This is a genomic window from Streptomyces krungchingensis (assembly GCF_054729265.1).
Window position 1 is genome coordinate 4,190,821 of record NZ_JBPUKY010000001.1, and the last position, 15,894, is coordinate 4,206,714.

Sequence of the window (15,894 nt, forward strand, 5' to 3'; positions counted from 1 at the left end):
ATGGCAGACGTACAAGGGCGAACAACGTGCTCCTGGTCACATTCCGTCTCCGTGGCGCGACTCCAGATCCGGGCAATCCTCGCACTTCGACCACTCTCATTGACACCCTCACCACGCGAATGGTGGGCTCGACGCCTCACCGACAGGGCTGTCGGGGAACCGGGCACAGGGCTGCCGGGGAGCCGGGCCACGAGGAGGGGGAGCGTGCAGCTCCGGCGTGGGAAAGGGGCGGCCGCGCTCGCGTTCGCCGTCGTCGCGGGCGCCCTGGGCTCGGCGCCCGCCGCTGTCGCCGCGCCGCCGTCACCGCTGCCCTCCGCGGACGAACCCGAGCCCACCGGGGGCGGGCTGCCCGCGGTCTGGCCGCGCCCTCAGTCGCTGCGCGCGGGCGGCGCCGCGGTCACGGTCACCGACGAGGTCGTCCTGGTCACCGAAGCACCCGGCGCATCCGGGCCCACGGCCGGGCCGGGTCCGTACGCGCCCGGAGCGACGACCGATCCGTACGCCCTCGACGCATTGCGGGCACTGTTGCGCCAGGCCGGCGCGCGGAAGATCACCACGGCGCGCGACGGGGACGCACTCCCGTCGGGTGCGCTGGTGGTGCGCCTCGGCGAGGACCCGGCGGCCGCGCCCCGGTCCGGCGTACGGGGCGCGACGGGCACCGGAGGCGTGACGAGCACGCCTGCCGCGCGCGGCCGCATGAGCACGAAGGTCACCGGCTCCCCGCACTCCCCGTCGGTCCCGACCCCCCGCGACCCCTTCGGCGGGCACGCCGGAAGCAGGGCCTCCGAGGGAGCGCACGGCCTTGGCGCGCGTGCCGGGGTGAGCTCCCTGGAGCGGGTCCTCACGGCTCTCGGCGCCGCCCCCCGCGCCGACCTGCCCGCCGGGGGCTACCGGCTGGCCGTCGGCCGCACGGACGGCCGGGACACGGTGGTGCTGGCCGGAGTGGGCGAGGACGGCCTCTTCCACGCGGTGCAGACGCTGCGTCAGCTCGTCGGCCCCGACGGGCGGATCAAGGGTGTCGTCGTCCGCGACTGGCCCGGCACGCCGGTGCGCGGCACCACCGAAGGCTTCTACGGCACCCCGTGGACCCGTGAACAGCGCCTCTCCCAACTGGACTTCATGGGCCGCACCAAGCAGAACCGCTACGTGTACGCCCCCGGCGACGACCTCTACCGGCAGGCCCGCTGGCGGGAGCCGTACCCGGCCGCGCAACGCTCGGACTTCCGCGAGCTGACCGACCGGGCGCTCCGCAACCACGTCACCCTGACGTGGACGGTGGCCCCCGGCCAGGCGATGTGCTTCTCGTCCGACGCCGACGTCAAGGCCCTGACACGCAAGCTCGACGCCATGTGGGCGCTCGGGTTCCGGTCCTTCCAGCTCCAGTTCCAGGACGTCAGTTACAGCGAGTGGCACTGCGGCGCGGACGCCCAGGCCTTCGGCTCCGGCCCGGAGGCGGCCGCGAAGGCGCAGGCCCAGGTGGCGAACACGGTCGCCCGGTATCTCGCCGAGCGCCGCCCGGACACCACCGCCCTGTCCCTGATGCCGACGGAGTACTACGAGGACGGCTCGACCGACTACCGCCGGGAGCTGGCGAGCGCCCTGGACGAGGGGATCGAGATCGCCTGGACCGGCGTCGGCGTCGTGCCGAGGACGATCACCGGGGCCGAACTGGCCCGCGCCCGCGACGCGTTCGGCGGTCACCGGCTCGTCACCATGGACAACTACCCGGTCAACGACTACGCACAGGACCGGATCTTCCTCGGCCCGTACCAGGGTCGCGAGCCCGCGGTCGCGACCGGCTCGGCGGCGCTGCTGGCGAACGCGATGCCGCAGGCCGTGGCCTCGCGCATCCCGCTGTTCACCGCCGCCGACTACGCGTGGAACCCACGGGACTACCGCCCCCAGGAGTCCTGGAGGGCGGCGGTGGACGACCTGGCGGGCGGGGACCCGGGCCGCGGGGAGGCGCTGCGAGCCCTCGCCGGCAACGACGCGTCCTCCGTCCTCGGCGGTGAGGAGTCGGCGTATCTGCGCCCGCTGATCGAGGCGTTCTGGCGGGCGCGGACGAGCACGGACCGGACGGCGAACGAGACGGCCGCACGTCGGCTGCGTGCCGCGTTCACCGTGATGCGCGAGACCCCGGAGCGACTGTCCGACAGCACCCTCGATGTCGAAGTGGCCCCCTGGGCCGAACAGTTGGCGCGCTACGGGGAGGCAGGCGAGACCGCGGTCGACATGCTGCGCGCCCAGGCGGGCGGCGACGGGACGGCTGCCTGGACGGCGTACCGCACCCTGGGCCGGCTGCGCGCCGGCATCGCCGCGAGCGAGGTGACGGTCGGCAAGGGAGTGCTGGACGCATTCCTGAAGAAGGCGCTGTCGGCGTACGGGTCATGGGCGGGCCTCGGCCATGAGCCGGCCGCGGAACACGGCGCGGCCGCGGACGGCCGCACCGTCCGCTTCCCGCACACCCGCACCCTCACCGCCGTGAGCGTCCTCACCGAGCCCGGCGCGGCCGGCTCGGTCGAGGCGCACGTGCCGGGCGAGGGCTGGCGACCGCTCGGCCCCCTCGCGGCCGGAGGCGCGACGGAGGTCCCGGCCGGGAAGGACACGGGCGGGAAGGACACGGGCGAGAAGGCCGGGGACGGCGGGGCGGCGGCGGGGCTGCGCGCCGACGCCGTCCGCGTGACCGGCCCCCGGCCCTCCCAGGTGCGCCATCTCGTGCCGTGGTTCGCCGACTCCCCGGCCGCCGCGCTGGACCTGGCGCGTTCCGAGACCGACGTGGAGATCGGCGGCACGGGCCGGGTGACGGCCCGGCTGACGTCGCTGCGCCCGGCCGACGTGCACGGCGAACTGACCGCGAAGGCACCGAAGGGCATCCGGGCCGAGGTCCCGCGGGCACCTGCCGCCCTCCCGCGCGGAACGGCCGTGGACGTCCCCGTCGAGGTCACCGTGGAGCCGGGGACACCGGCCGGCTCCTACACCGTCACCGTCGCCTTCGGCGAGCAGACCCGCACCCTGACGGTGCGTGCCTTCCCCCGCACGACGGGCCCCGAACTGGCCCGGACCGGCACGGCGTCCTCCTCCGGCGACGAGACGCCCGATTTCCCCGCCGCGGCGGCGAACGACGGCGACCCTGCGACGCGTTGGTCGTCACCCGTGGAGGACGGCGCCTGGTGGCAGGTACGGCTCGCCGAACCGGCGCACCTCGGCCAGGTCGTGCTGCACTGGCAGGACGCCCACCCGTCGGAGTACCGGGTCCAGGTCTCCGCCGACGGGCGCACCTGGCGCACGGCGGCGACGGTGCGGGAAGGCCGGGGCGGGCGCGAGTCGGTCCGCTTCGACGAACGCGATGTGCGGTACGTGCGCGTCCAGGGGCTCAAGAGGGCGACGCGGTACGGGTATTCGCTCTGGACGGTGGAGGCGTACGCGGTGGCCGGCGAGGCGCACGAGGAAGCGACGAAGACGTCACCCGACCGGTGAGACCTGCCGGGCCCCGGGCCTGATCCGTCGTCCCGGACGCCCGCGTCCGGGACGACCTGCGGCGGCCGGCTCTCCCGCCCGCGGGCCCGCACACCGCCCATCCGGGCCCGCGCCGCCCTTCCCGGACCCCCTCCCCCGCCCGCGGGCCTGCACAACGCCCATCCGGACCCGCGCCGCCCGTCCCGGACGCCCACCCCCACCCGCGCGGGCCCGCACACCGCGCACCCTCGCCCCGCGCCGCCCATCCGGGCCCCGCGCCGCCGGTCCCGACGCCCACCCCCGCCCGCGGGCCCGCACACCGCCCGCCCGGCCTCGCACCGCCCATCCGGGCCCTCGCCGCCCGGCCTCGCACCGCCCATCCGGGCCCGCGCCGCCCGGCCTCGCACCGCCCATCCGGGCCCGCGCCGCCCGTCCCGGACGCCCACCCCCGCCCGCGGGCCCGCACACCACCCGCCGGCGCCCCGTACCGCACACCCCGCCCGTCCCCGGGCTCGCCCGCACCTCGCATCGCAGAGCTCGGACGGGTGCCTGCCGGTCATCGCCCGCCCGACCGACGGCCCGCGCCGCCGTGCCCGCAGCGGCGAGTGACCGGCGCCCCGCGCGAGTTCGGGCCCGTGCGCATCCCCACCCTCCTCGCCCTCGCGGGCAGACTTTTTCGCGATCACTATTCACTCAGTACATATATCGAGTGCATACTGATCTCCATGAGCACCCGTCACATCCTGTTGGGGCTGCTCGCCGGAGGGCCCAGCCATGGGTACGACCTCAAGCGACGCCACGACGAACGCTTCCCGCAGGCCCGTCCGCTGGCCTACGGGCAGGTCTACACGACCCTTCAGCGGCTGGTCCGAGACGGCCTCGCCGAGATCGACGGCACCGACTCCGACGGCGGCCCCGAGCGGACGCTGTACCGCTCCACCGACGGCGGATCGCGCGAACTCACCGAGTGGGCCGCGGAGATCACCCCGCCCGCCCCGTTCGTGACGAACGAGATCTTCGCCAAGGTCGTCGTCTCGATCCTCGCCTCGGCCGACCCGGCCGGCTATCTGCGGGCCCAGCGCGCCGCGCACATGGCACGGATGCGCGACCTCACGGCGGTGAAGACGGCGCCCGGCGCCGACCTCGCGACCGTGCTCTCGGCCGACTACGCCCTCAACCACCTCGACGCCGACCTCCGCTGGATGAACACCACGGCGGCCCGGCTCACGACCCTGACCGCGGAGGTCGACGCAGCATGAGCAACCCACTCCTGGTGGCCCGGGACCTCGTCAAGACGCACGGCTCCACCCCCGCGCTGCGCGGGGCCTCGGTGGACCTGCACGCGGGCGAGATCCTGGCCGTCACCGGGGCGAGCGGCAGTGGAAAGTCCACGCTGCTGCACTGCCTCGCCGGCATCGTCCGGCCCGACGAGGGCACGGTCGACTACGGCGGCGAACGCCTCGACCGGCTCCCCGAGAAGCGGCTCGGCGAACTGCGGCGCACCGACTTCGGTGTGGTGTTCCAGTTCGGCCAGCTGATCCCGGAGCTGACCGCCGCCGACAACGTGGCACTGCCGCTGCTGCTCGCGGGCACCCCCCGCACGGCGGCGCGGGAGCAGGCCGGCGAGTGGCTGGAGCGGTTCGGGGTCCGCGGTCAGGAGGCGCTGCGGCCCGGCGAGATGAGCGGCGGTCAGGCACAGCGGGTCGCGCTCGCGCGGGCCCTGGTGACCGGCCCGAGGATCGTCTTCGCGGACGAGCCGACCGGAGCGCTCGACTCCCTCGCCGGGGAACAGGCGATGACGGCGCTCGTCCACACCGCCCGGGAGACCGGCACCGCCGTCCTGCTGATCACCCACGACGCGCAGGTGGCGGCGTACGCGGACCGGGAGGTGTCCCTGCGGGACGGGACGGTGACCGCGGAGGGCGCCTGGCACCCGACCGCGGAGGGCGCGTCCGGCCCCTCCGCCGAGGGCATGGCCGGCTCCGCGGGCACGACGTCCACGGAGGCCACCCGATGATCGACGATGCGCGGCTCGCGCTGCTCCTCGTCCGCGGTTCGGACCGGCGCGAGTGGTGGCGGATCACGCTCACCGCTCTGGGTGCCGCGGTGGCGACGGCGTTCGCGCTCGCGGCGACCGCGGTCGCCTCGCTGCGCGGCCAGTACCACGTGGCCGTGGCCGACGGCCTGCTCGACCAGCCCGGCGAGCGTTCGGGCATCGTCCTGACGCTGCTGCTCCTGCTGGTCCCGGTGCTCGGCTTCCTCGGGCAGTGCGCCCGCATCGGCGCCGTGCACCGCGACCGGCGGCTGGCGGCACTGCGACTGGCGGGGGCCTCCCCGGCCCAGGTCCGGCGGATCGCGGCGCTGGAGGCGGGACTCACCTCTCTCGCGGGATCAGCCGCCGCCACCGTCACCTGCGCCGTGGTCCTGCGCGTGCAGTGGCAGAGTCCGCCGGGCGTCGTCTGGGCCGGCTTCGCCGCCGTCCTGGTGGCCGTACCCGTGCTGGGCGTCCTGGTCAGTCTGCTGGCGCTGCGCCGTGTGGTCGCCTCGCCGCTGGGCCGGGTGCGGCGGGTGCGCCCGGACACCGGCCGGGGTCCGGGCCTCCCCTTCCTGGCGGCGGCGCTGGTGATCCTTCTCACGGGTCTCGTCCTGGCCCCGGCGAGCTTCGGCGGCTTCGGCACCGCCCCGCTGATCGTCTTCTCCGTGGTGATCCTCACCGGCACCGGGGCCGTGTGGGCGACGGGTGCCGCCGCCCGGTTCACCGGCCGCTTCCTCGCGGCCCGGACGCAGAACCCGGCGACCCTGATCGCGGCGGAGCGCCTGCGCGACGATCCGTGGGCCGCCGCCCGCACCCATGCCGCCGTCCTCCTGGTCACCGTGGTGGGGACGGGCTTCCTGGGCGTACGGCAAGTCCTGCTGGACGGCCTGCACGGCCGCGACCGCAACACGCTGGCCGAGAACATGTCCTTCTACACGACCGGGGTGAATCTGACCGGCGCCGCCGTCCTGGTCGCCCTGGTGATCACCCTCTCCGGCCTCGCCGTGGGCACCGCCGAGTCCCTGGTCGGCCGCCGTCGCGGGCTGGCCGCGCAGGCCGCCGCCGGGGTGCCGCGGGCGGTGCTGGGTCGGGCGCTGCTCCTCGAGACGGCCCTGCCGCTCGCTCCGGCGGTCGCGCTGGCCGGTGTCGGGGGCCTGGGGATCGGCGTCTGGTACGGGCAGCTCGCCGGCGGCGGGACGGTGCCGCTGCTGCCGGTGGTCGTCCCCGTGGCGGTCTACGCGGCCTGTCTGCTGGCGGCGGCGACGTCCCTGCCGCTGCTGCGCCGCTCGGCGCACCCGGCGGAGCTGCGCTACGTCTGACCTGGTCCGGCCGGCCTCGGCAGGCCGGCCACGCCGGGCGGGACGGTCCGTGCGGACGGGCCGGCTCCCCGGGAGGCACGGGGGTGCTCCTGGGGAGCCGGAACGGCGGCGGCGGACGGCGCCGTGAGGCAACACAAAGGCCCGGGTCGTCAGGCGGAAATGCCGTCGATCCGGGCCATCGCGTCGTCCGCGCCGTACGGCTGCAGGTATGGCAGCCAGCGCGGGTCCCTATGCCCGGTTCCGATGATGCGCCATGCGAGCCCCGTCGGCGGGGCGGGTTTGTGGCGCAGGCGCCAGCCGATCTCGACCAGGTGACGGTCGGCCTTGACGTGGTTGCAGCGGCGGCACGACGCCACCACGTTGTCCCAGACGTGCTGACCCCCGCGACTGCGCGGGATGACGTGGTCGACGCTGGTTGCGACGCCACCGCAGTACATGCACCGGCCGCCGTCGCGAGCGAACAGCGCTCGCCTGGTCAGCGGAACGGGCCCCCGGTAAGGGACCCGCACGAACCTCTTCAGCCGGACCACGCTGGGTGCGGGGACAGTAACGGTTGCGCTGTGCATGAAGGCGCCGGATTCCTCGAGACAGACAGCCTTGTTCTCGAGGACGAGGACGAGCGCGCGGCGGAGCGGTACGACGCCGAGGGGCTCGTACGACGCGTTGAGGACCAGGACATGCGGCACGGATGCCTCCTTGTACGCCGGCGGCGCGTGGCTCGCGCCGGGACGATCTGCAGTCAGTCTCCCCTCATGCCTGGTGGAAGCGCCACCATGTCCCGGTAACGGGCTGGGAGTGTTTTCGACCACACCCCCTTCATCCCCAGGTGAGCACGGTCTCTCCCTCGAACATTGCAACGATCCACACACGATGCCCCGTTAGTGTGGTGGGTCTGCCCGACGGTGCCCTTCTTGTGTCCCCTGCCGCGGGCGGACCGCTACGCCTGGAGGTACCTGCCGTGTCCCTGCCCGTCCTACTGGCCGTCGGTTCGACGCCGTCGCCGTCCCCCTCGACGTCGACGGACCCGACGACCGCCACGCTTCAGGACGCCCAGGAAAGTGCGACCAACGCCGCGAGCTGGGTCCAGCAGAACTGGTCCACCTGGCTCGCCATCGGACTGCGGGTCCTGCTGATCCTGGTGATCGCGGCCGTGCTGAGAGTCGCCGTCCGGCGGGCGATCACCAAGCTCATCGACCGGATGAACCGCACGGCGCAGGCGGTCGACGGCACCTCGCTGGGCGGCCTGCTGGTGAACGTGGAGCGCCGTCGGCAGCGCTCGCAGGCCATCGGCTCGGTGCTGCGCTCGGTGGCGTCGTTCCTGATCATGGGCACCGCCGCGCTGATGATCCTCGGCACGTTCGAGATCAATCTGGCCCCGCTGCTCGCCTCCGCGGGTGTGGCCGGTGTGGCGATCGGTTTCGGCGCCCGCAACCTGGTCACCGACTTCCTCTCCGGCGTCTTCATGATCCTGGAGGACCAGTACGGCGTCGGTGACACGATCGACGCGGGCGTCGCCTCCGGCGAGGTCATCGAGGTGGGCCTGCGCGTCACCAAGCTGCGCGGCGACAACGGCGAGATCTGGTACGTCCGCAACGGCGAGGTCAAGCGCATCGGCAACCTCTCCCAGGGCTGGGCCACGGCCGGCGTCGACGTCACGGTGCGCGCCTCGGAGGACCTGGACGAGGTGCGGTCGGTGCTCACCGAGGTCGCCGAGACCCTGAGCAAGGCCGAGCCGTGGAACGAGCAGCTGTGGGGCCCCGTCGAGGTGCTCGGCCTGGACAGTGTGCTGCTCGACTCGATGGTCGTCCGTGTCTCGGCCAAGACCATGCCCGGCAAGGCGCTGTCCGTGGAGCGCGAGCTGCGCTGGCGCATCAAGCGGGCCTTCGACGCCGCGGACATCCGCATCGTCGGCGGTCCGACCGCGGTGCCCGAGGAGGAGGCGCCCGACCCGACGGAGAACGTCGCGGCACCCTCGGCGCTCGCCAATCCGGCGTCGCCGCAGACCGCCGCCGCCGCGCCGATCCCCGCACCGGCCGTCGCGCCGGGCGCCCCGCCCGGCACGGTGAAGTAGCACGGCCCCGCAGGCAGGCACACCGCCCCCGCAGGTAACGAGTCTGTTGCCTCGGGGGCGGTTTCTATTGACGCCCCCTCGGCCCCCGGCCTACGTTCCTCCCACCGAACAGGAAACTTTCCTAACAGTGATCTTGTGGTGGACCACGCGGCCTCCCGCGGACCCCCCGCGGACTCCGCCGTCCGGTCACTGGGAAGCTGGGCAGTCGAGAAAGGCAGGTGTCGACCCCGATGGCAGGATCCGCCGGTACGCCGGGCACCCCGCGCGTCCTGCGCGCCATGAACGACCGCGCCGCCCTCGACCTGCTCCTCGCGCACGGACCGCTGTCGCGGACTAGGATCGGGAAGCTCACCGGGCTGTCCAAGCCCACCGCCTCGCAGCTCCTCGCCCGCCTGGAGGCGGCGGGCCTCGTCCTCGCCACCGGCACCAGCGAGGGCCGCCCCGGCCCCAACGCCCAGCTGTACGTGGTCAATCCGGGCGCGGGCCACGCCGCGGGCCTGGACGTCACCCCCGAGCGCATCCTCGCCGCCGTCGCCGACATCACCGGCCGCACGGTCGGCGAGTACGAACTGCCCACCCCCGGCCGGCACCCCTCCCAGCCGGTCGTCCGCCAGGTCACCGACGCCCTCGACGGCGCGGTGAAGGCGGCCGGGCTCGCCCGCGACGACGTCCGCCGGCTCGTCATCGGCACCCCCGGCGCCTTCGACCCGAACACCGGCCGGCTGCGTTACGCCTCGCACCTGCCCGGCTGGCACTCCCCCAGCCTGCTCGACGAACTGGCGGCCGCGCTGCCGATGCCCGTCGAGTACGAGAACGACGTCAACCTCGTGGCCATCGCCGAACAGCGGCTCGGCGCGGCGCGCGGCCACGACGACTTCGTCCTGCTGTGGAACGAGGGCGGTCTCGGCGCCGCACTCGTCCTGGGCGGCCGGCTGCACCGCGGCTGGACCGGCGGCGCGGGCGAGGTCGGCTTCCTGCCGGTGCCGGGCGCGCCCCTGGTCCGCCAGGTGACCAAGGCCAACAGCGGCGGCTACCAGGAGCTGGCCGGTTCGCAGGCCATCCCCAAGCTGGCGCGCGAGCTCGGCATCAAGGACGTACCCGCCGGCCCGTACGCCGAGGTCGCCGCCGCCGTCGTCGAGCGGGCCGCCGCTCTCGACGAGGGGCCGTACCGGCGGCTGTTGGAGACGTACGCGACGGGGCTCGCCACGGGTCTCGCCTCGCTCGTCTCGGTGCTCGATCCCGAGCTCGTGGTCCTCAGCGGCGCCCCGCTCACCGCGGGCGGCGAGCCGCTGCGCGCCCTGGTCCAGGCCGAGCTGGAGGAGCTGGCCGCGTCCCGGCCGCGCCTCGTCGTCGGCGACGTACACGAACACCCCGTGCTCCGGGGCGCGTTGGAGAGCGCCCTGGCGGCCACCCGCGACGAGGTCTTCGACACCTCCCGCTAGCCGGTTCCCGCACCTCCTCACCCCCCTTCACCGCCCCGCCCTGCCTAGGGAGACCCCGTCATGCCCGGAATGTCCAGGAAAGCGGTCGTCGCGCTCGCCGCCTCCGCCTCCATAGCCCTCCTCACCACCGCCTGTACCGGCCAGTCCGGCTCCGGCGCCGACGACGACGCGTCCAAGGAACAGACGATCAACTTCTGGCACGCGTGGAGCGCGCCCGGCGAGGTCAAGGCCGTGAAGTCGCTGGTCGCGGGCTTCGAGAAGGCGCACCCCAACATCCACGTGAACATCGTCGGCAACATGACGGACGACAAGATCAACCAGGCGCTGCGGGCCGGCGGCGACAAGGCGCCCGACGTCGTCTCGTCCTTCACCACCAACAACGTCGGCAAGTTCTGCTCGTCGGGTGCCTTCGTCGACCTGAACCCCTTCTTCAAGAAGTCGGGCATCGACCCGGAGACGACGTTCCCGAAGGCGATGAACGAGTACACCCAGTTCGACGGCAACCGCTGCACGGTGCCGCTGCTCGGTGACGCGTACGGGCTCTACTACAACAAGACCGCCTTCGAGAAGGCCGGGATCGACGGTCCGCCGAAGACCTGGTCCGAGTTCGAGAAGGACGCCAAGAAGCTCACGGTCTCCAAGGGCGACTCCTACGAGCAGCTCGGCTTCATGCCGAACTACCACGGCTGGGAGTCCACCACCGAGCACTACTTCGGGCAGTTCTCGCCGACGTACTTCGACAGCAGCGGCAAGTCGAACATCGCCAAGGACCCTGCCTTCGCGGCCGGGTTCACCCTCCAGAAGAAGCTCGTCGACGAGCTCGGCGGCTTCCAGAAGCTGGAGCGGTACCGCTCCAAGCTCGGCGACGAGTGGGGCCCCAAGCACCCCTTCCACACCGGCCAGGTCGCCATGCAGCTGGACGGCGAGTGGCGCCTCGGCATGGCCGAGGACGCCAAGCCCGGCTTCGAGATCGGCGTGGCGCCGCTGCCCGTGCCCGACGACCAGGCCGACCAGTACGGCAAGGGCTACATCACGGGCACCATCGCGGGCATCGCGTCCACCAGCAAGAAGCAGAACGCGGCCTGGGAACTGGTCAAGTACATGACGACGAACACCGACGCGGTGGTCGGCTTCGCCAACGACATCCACAACGTCCCGTCCACACTCGCCGCCCTCAAGTCGCCGAAGCTGAAGTACGACCCGCGCTTCAAGACCTTCCTGGACATCGCCTCCGACCCGAACTCGACGACGACGCCCGCCTCCATCAACGGCGGCACCTACCTCGTGACGATCCAGCAGTTCGGGTACGACTACGAGAGCGGCAAGGCCAAGGATCTCAAGGCGGGTCTGGAGAGCACCGCCAAGCAGATCGACACGGACATCGCGCAGGCGAAGTAGGCCCGGGATGAGCACCGTCACGCTGGCTTCGAAGCGCCGCCGTTCGGCGCTTCGGACCCTCGCCTTCATGTCGCCCTGGCTGATCGGCTTCGCGGTCTTCTTCGCCTACCCGCTGATCTCGACCGTCTACTTCTCCTTCATGCACTACGACGGCTTCAAGCCGCCGACGTGGAGCGGCACGAAGAACTGGACGTACGTCTTCGAGAACTACCCGCTGTTCTGGCCCGCGTTGCGCAACACCCTGTGGCTGGTCGTCGTGATGGTCAGCCTGCGGGTCGTGTTCGGACTCGGGATCGGCCTGCTGATCACGAAGATCAAGACGGGTACGGGGGTCTTCCGCACCCTCTTCTACCTGCCCTACCTGGCACCGCCCGTCGCCGCCACCATGGCCTTCGCCTTCCTCCTCAACCCCGGTACGGGACCGGTCAACTCGATCCTGGAGAAGGCGGGCGTCCCCGCCCCCGGCTGGTTCAACGACCCGACGTGGTCGAAGCCCGCCCTGACCCTGCTGGCCCTGTGGGGCATCGGCGACCTGATGGTCATCTTCATGGCCGCGCTGCTCGACGTGCCCACCGAGCAGTACGAGGCCGCCCAGCTGGACGGTGCCTCCGCCTGGCAGCGGTTCCGGTACGTCACGCTGCCGAACATCTCGCCGATCGTGATGTTCGCCGTGGTCACCGGGGTCATCCAGACCATGCAGTACTACACGCAGCCACTGATCGCCGGGAAGGTCGCCTCGGGCGTCATCCAGGGCGCCGGCACGCAGTTCGAGCCCGGCTACCCCGACAAGTCGACGCTCACCCTGCCGCAGCTCGTCTACAACCTCGGCTTCCAGCGCTTCGACTACGGCTCCGCCTGTGTGGTCGCGCTCGTGCTGTTCGCCCTGTCCATGGTGTTCACCGCGTTCCTGATGCGGCGCCGGGGCGGCCTCATCCAGGCAGGTGACTGACCATGACCCAAGTACTCGACAAGCCGGTGGGACTGAAGGCACCCTCCTCGCCCGCCGAACGCACCGCCCGCCGCCGGGCCCTCCTGGAGTGGGTCGCGGTCCACGCGCTGGGCATCGCCGCAGCCCTCTTCTTCGTCCTGCCCTTCGTGTTCGTGTTCCTGACCTCGCTGATGAGCGACACCCAGGCGCTCAGCCGCGACCTGATCCCGCACACCTGGGAGTGGGGCAACTACCAGAAGGTCTTCGACACGCCCGGCTTCCTGACCTGGTGGAAGAACACCCTGCTGTACGCGGGTGCCGGCACCGTCCTCACGGTCGTGTCGTCCATCCCCGTGGCGTACGCGCTCGCCAAGTTCCGCTTCCGCGGCCGGAACCTGTCGCTGATGCTGGTCATCTCGATGATGATGCTGCCGCCGCAGGTCGTCATCATCCCGATGTACCTCTTCTGGGCGAAGCAGCTGGACCTGTCCGGCACGCTGTGGCCGCTGATCATCCCGATGGCCTTCGGCGACGCGTTCTCCATCTTCCTGCTGCGCCAGTTCCTGATGACCATCCCGAACGAGTACGTGGACGCGGCGAGGGTGGACGGCTGCGGGGAGCTGCGGACCCTGCTGCGGGTCGTCCTGCCGATGGCCAGGCCGGGCATCGCCGCCGTCGCGCTCTTCCAGTTCTTCTACGCCTGGAACGACTACTTCGGGCCCCAGATCTACGCGTCCGAGAACCCGGGCGCCTGGACCCTCAGTTACGGACTGGAGTCGTTCAAGGGCGCGCACCACACCGACTGGAACCTCACCATGGCCGCTACCGTGCTGGTCATGGCCCCTGTGATCCTCGTGTTCTTCTTCGCACAGAAGGCGTTCGTCGAGGGTGTCACGCTCACCGGAGTGAAGGGTTGAACCACACATGAAACTCACCGTGGTCGGCGGGGGATCGACCTACACCCCCGAACTCGTCGACGGGTTCGCGCGGCTCAGGGACACCCTGCCCGTCGAGGAACTGGTCCTCGTCGACCCCGCCGCCGAACGCCTGGAACTGGTGGGCGGCCTCGCCCGGCGGATCTTCGCGAAGCAGGGGCACCCCGGACGGATCGTCACCACGTCCGACCTGGACGCCGGGGTCGAGGGCGCCGACGCCGTCCTGCTGCAGCTGCGCGTCGGCGGCCAGGCGGCCCGCGAACAGGACGAGACCTGGCCGCTGGAGTGCGGCTGCATCGGGCAGGAGACCACGGGCGCGGGCGGCCTGGCGAAGGCGCTGCGCACGGTCCCGGTGGTGCTCGACATCGCCGAGCGTGTCCGCCGCACCAACCCGGACGCCTGGATCATCGACTTCACCAACCCCGTGGGCATCGTCACCCGCGCCCTGCTCCAGGCCGGCCACCGGACGGTCGGACTGTGCAACGTGGCCATCGGCTTCCAGCGGAAGTTCGCCGCGCTGCTCGGCGTCGCCCCCGCCGACGTGCACCTCGACCACGTCGGCCTCAACCACCTCACCTGGGAGACCGGCGTACGCCTCGGCGGCCCCGAGGGCGAGAACGTGCTGCCCAAGCTGCTCGCCGAGCACGGCGACGCCGTCGCCGACGACCTGCGCCTGCCGCGCACCCTCGTCGACCGCCTCGGCGTCGTCCCCTCCTACTACCTGCGCTACTACTACGCGCACGACGAGGTCGTGCGCGACCTGCGGACCAAGCCGTCGCGGGCCGCCGAAGTCGCGGCGATGGAGAAGCAGTTGCTTCAGATGTACGGCGACCCGGCGCTCGACGAGAAGCCCGAGCTGCTGGCCAGGCGCGGCGGGGCCTACTACTCCGAGGCGGCCGTGGACCTCGCGGCCTCCCTGCTCGGCGGCGGGGGCAGCCCGTACCAGGTCGTGAACACGTACAACAAGGGCACGCTCCCCTTCCTCCCCGACGACGCCGTCATCGAGGTGCAGGCCGCCGTCGGGTCCCACGGGCCCGCACCGCTGCCCGTGCCCGCCGTGGACCCGCTGTACGCGGGCCTGATGGCGAACGTGACCGCGTACGAGGACCTGGCGCTGGAGGCCGCCCTGCGCGGTGGCCGCGACCGCGTCTTCCGGGCTCTGCTCGCCCATCCTCTGATCGGCCAGTACGCGTACGCCGACACCCTCACCGACCAGCTGATCGCGCACAACCGGGAGCACCTCGCGTGGGCATGACGTCATCGGGTCCCGGCGCCGGGACGGCCGCCGGGACCGGCTCAGCGCGCCCCGCGTCCGCCCCGGCCTCCCGGGACACGGCGCTGGTCCTGGCCATCGACGCGGGGAACAGCAAGACCGACGTCGCCGTGATCACCGCCGACGGCGACGTCGCCGGCACCGCGCGCGGCGGCGGCTTCCGGCCCCCGGCCGTGGGGGTCGACACCGCGGTGGACACGGTCGGCGAGGCGGTACGCAGGGCCTTCGCCGAAGCCGGCGTGACCTCCGCCTCGCACGTGTCCGCGTGTCTCGCCAACGCGGACCTCCCCGTGGAGGAGGAGCAGCTGGCCGCCGCGCTGCACGCGCGCGCGTGGGGGCCGAGCGTGGAGGTGCGCAACGACACCTTCGCGATCCTGCGCGCCGGGATCGCCGAGCCGCGCGGCGTGGCCGTCGTGTGCGGGGCCGGCATCAACTGCGTCGGCATGCGGCCCGACGGCCGCACCGCCCGCTTCCCCGCGATAGGCCGCATCTCCGGTGACTGGGGCGGCGGTTGGGGCCTGGCGGAGGAGGCCCTGTGGTACGCGGCACGCGCCGAGGACGGACGCGGCGGGCCCACGGCCCTGGCCCGGACCCTGCCCGCGCACTTCGGGCTCACCTCCATGTACGCGCTCATCGAGGCGCTCCACCTGGGGGACGTCGACACCGCCCGGCGGCACGAGCTGACGCCCGTGCTGTTCGCCACCGCGGCGGACGGCGACGCGGTGGCCCGCTCCCTCGTCGACCGGCTCGCGAACGAGGTGGTGGCGATGGCCACGGTCGCGCTGACCCGTCTCGACCTGCTCGCCGAGGAGACCCCGGTCCTGCTCGGCGGGTCCGTCCTCGCGGCGCGCCACCCCCAGCTCGACGACCGCGTACGCGAACTCCTCGCCGCCCGCGCCCCCAAGGCGGTCCCCCGCGTGGTCACCACCAGCCCGGTGCTCGGCGCGGCACTCCTGGGCCTCGACCACGTCGACGCCCCGGACGCGGTGCACGCGCGCGTGCGGGCGCACTACGAGGAGGCCTGAGGCCGCCTCGGA

12 protein-coding genes are annotated in these 15,894 nt (G+C 72.9%); 11 read left to right on the forward strand and 1 reads right to left on the reverse strand.

Annotated features, from left to right (window positions below):
* Positions 1-204: 204 nt before the first annotated feature.
* From ACSYGO_RS18530 to ACSYGO_RS18545, 4 genes are all read left to right on the forward strand, one after another.
* On the forward strand, positions 205-3,477 hold the full coding sequence (locus ACSYGO_RS18530) for a beta-N-acetylglucosaminidase domain-containing protein (protein WP_460387086.1): 3,273 nt from the start codon (positions 205-207) through the stop codon (positions 3,475-3,477).
* Between the two features lie 704 nt (positions 3,478-4,181).
* The gene (locus tag ACSYGO_RS18535) at positions 4,182-4,715 is read left to right on the forward strand and encodes a PadR family transcriptional regulator (protein ID WP_460387087.1); all 534 of its coding nucleotides are present in this window, start codon (positions 4,182-4,184) and stop codon (positions 4,713-4,715) included.
* Entirely contained in the window at positions 4,712-5,473 is a 762-nt protein-coding gene (locus ACSYGO_RS18540; RefSeq protein ID WP_432186088.1) for an ABC transporter ATP-binding protein, read from the forward strand. Before ACSYGO_RS18535 ends, ACSYGO_RS18540 begins: the two co-directional genes overlap by 4 nt.
* Entirely contained in the window at positions 5,470-6,810 is a 1,341-nt protein-coding gene (locus ACSYGO_RS18545; RefSeq protein WP_460387088.1) for an FtsX-like permease family protein, read from the forward strand. The genes ACSYGO_RS18540 and ACSYGO_RS18545 overlap by 4 nt, the downstream gene beginning before the upstream one ends.
* A gap of 149 nt (positions 6,811-6,959) precedes the next feature.
* On the opposite strand, the gene ACSYGO_RS18550 is transcribed toward ACSYGO_RS18545, so the two are convergent.
* On the reverse strand, positions 6,960-7,496 hold the full coding sequence (locus ACSYGO_RS18550; RefSeq protein WP_028802683.1) for an HNH endonuclease: 537 nt from the start codon (positions 7,494-7,496) through the stop codon (positions 6,960-6,962).
* Between the two features lie 272 nt (positions 7,497-7,768).
* Here ACSYGO_RS18550 and ACSYGO_RS18555 point away from each other — a divergent pair, with 272 nt between their 5' ends.
* The 7 genes from ACSYGO_RS18555 (at position 7,769) to ACSYGO_RS18585 (ending at position 15,882) form a co-directional block, all read left to right on the forward strand.
* Positions 7,769-8,881: a mechanosensitive ion channel family protein gene (locus tag ACSYGO_RS18555; RefSeq protein WP_460387089.1), complete on the forward strand. Its 1,113-nt coding sequence runs from the start codon at positions 7,769-7,771 to the stop codon at positions 8,879-8,881.
* A gap of 230 nt (positions 8,882-9,111) precedes the next feature.
* A complete protein-coding gene (locus ACSYGO_RS18560) occupies positions 9,112-10,323 on the forward strand; it encodes an ROK family transcriptional regulator (RefSeq protein WP_432174952.1) in 1,212 nt (403 codons plus the stop codon).
* A 60-nt stretch (positions 10,324-10,383) separates the two neighbouring features.
* The gene (locus ACSYGO_RS18565) at positions 10,384-11,721 is read left to right on the forward strand and encodes an ABC transporter substrate-binding protein (RefSeq protein ID WP_426681184.1); all 1,338 of its coding nucleotides are present in this window, start codon (positions 10,384-10,386) and stop codon (positions 11,719-11,721) included.
* A 7-nt stretch (positions 11,722-11,728) separates the two neighbouring features.
* On the forward strand, positions 11,729-12,670 hold the full coding sequence (locus ACSYGO_RS18570) for a carbohydrate ABC transporter permease (protein ID WP_426681183.1): 942 nt from the start codon (positions 11,729-11,731) through the stop codon (positions 12,668-12,670).
* A 2-nt stretch (positions 12,671-12,672) separates the two neighbouring features.
* Entirely contained in the window at positions 12,673-13,566 is an 894-nt protein-coding gene (locus tag ACSYGO_RS18575) for a carbohydrate ABC transporter permease (protein WP_426681182.1), read from the forward strand.
* Between the two features lie 7 nt (positions 13,567-13,573).
* Positions 13,574-14,839 (forward strand): 6-phospho-beta-glucosidase, encoded by a 1,266-nt coding sequence (locus tag ACSYGO_RS18580; RefSeq protein WP_432186084.1) that lies wholly within the window; start codon positions 13,574-13,576, stop codon positions 14,837-14,839.
* Entirely contained in the window at positions 14,836-15,882 is a 1,047-nt protein-coding gene (locus ACSYGO_RS18585; protein ID WP_432174955.1) for an N-acetylglucosamine kinase, read from the forward strand. The genes ACSYGO_RS18580 and ACSYGO_RS18585 overlap by 4 nt, the downstream gene beginning before the upstream one ends.
* The last annotated feature ends 12 nt before the right edge of the window (positions 15,883-15,894 follow it).

What these genes read in the sequence shown, in the direction of transcription:
- ACSYGO_RS18535 (WP_460387087.1), top strand. Translation starts at nt 4,182, where the DNA reads ATGAGCACCCGTCACATCCTGTTGGGGCTGCTCGCCGGAGGGCCCAGC.
- ACSYGO_RS18540 (WP_432186088.1), top strand. Translation starts at nt 4,712, where the DNA reads ATGAGCAACCCACTCCTGGTGGCCCGGGACCTCGTCAAGACGCACGGC.
- ACSYGO_RS18545 (WP_460387088.1), top strand. Translation starts at nt 5,470, where the DNA reads ATGATCGACGATGCGCGGCTCGCGCTGCTCCTCGTCCGCGGTTCGGAC.
- ACSYGO_RS18560 (WP_432174952.1), top strand. Translation starts at nt 9,112, where the DNA reads ATGGCAGGATCCGCCGGTACGCCGGGCACCCCGCGCGTCCTGCGCGCC.
- ACSYGO_RS18565 (WP_426681184.1), top strand. Translation starts at nt 10,384, where the DNA reads ATGCCCGGAATGTCCAGGAAAGCGGTCGTCGCGCTCGCCGCCTCCGCC.
- ACSYGO_RS18570 (WP_426681183.1), top strand. Translation starts at nt 11,729, where the DNA reads ATGAGCACCGTCACGCTGGCTTCGAAGCGCCGCCGTTCGGCGCTTCGG.
- ACSYGO_RS18575 (WP_426681182.1), top strand. Translation starts at nt 12,673, where the DNA reads ATGACCCAAGTACTCGACAAGCCGGTGGGACTGAAGGCACCCTCCTCG.
- ACSYGO_RS18580 (WP_432186084.1), top strand. Translation starts at nt 13,574, where the DNA reads ATGAAACTCACCGTGGTCGGCGGGGGATCGACCTACACCCCCGAACTC.
- ACSYGO_RS18585 (WP_432174955.1), top strand. Translation starts at nt 14,836, where the DNA reads ATGACGTCATCGGGTCCCGGCGCCGGGACGGCCGCCGGGACCGGCTCA.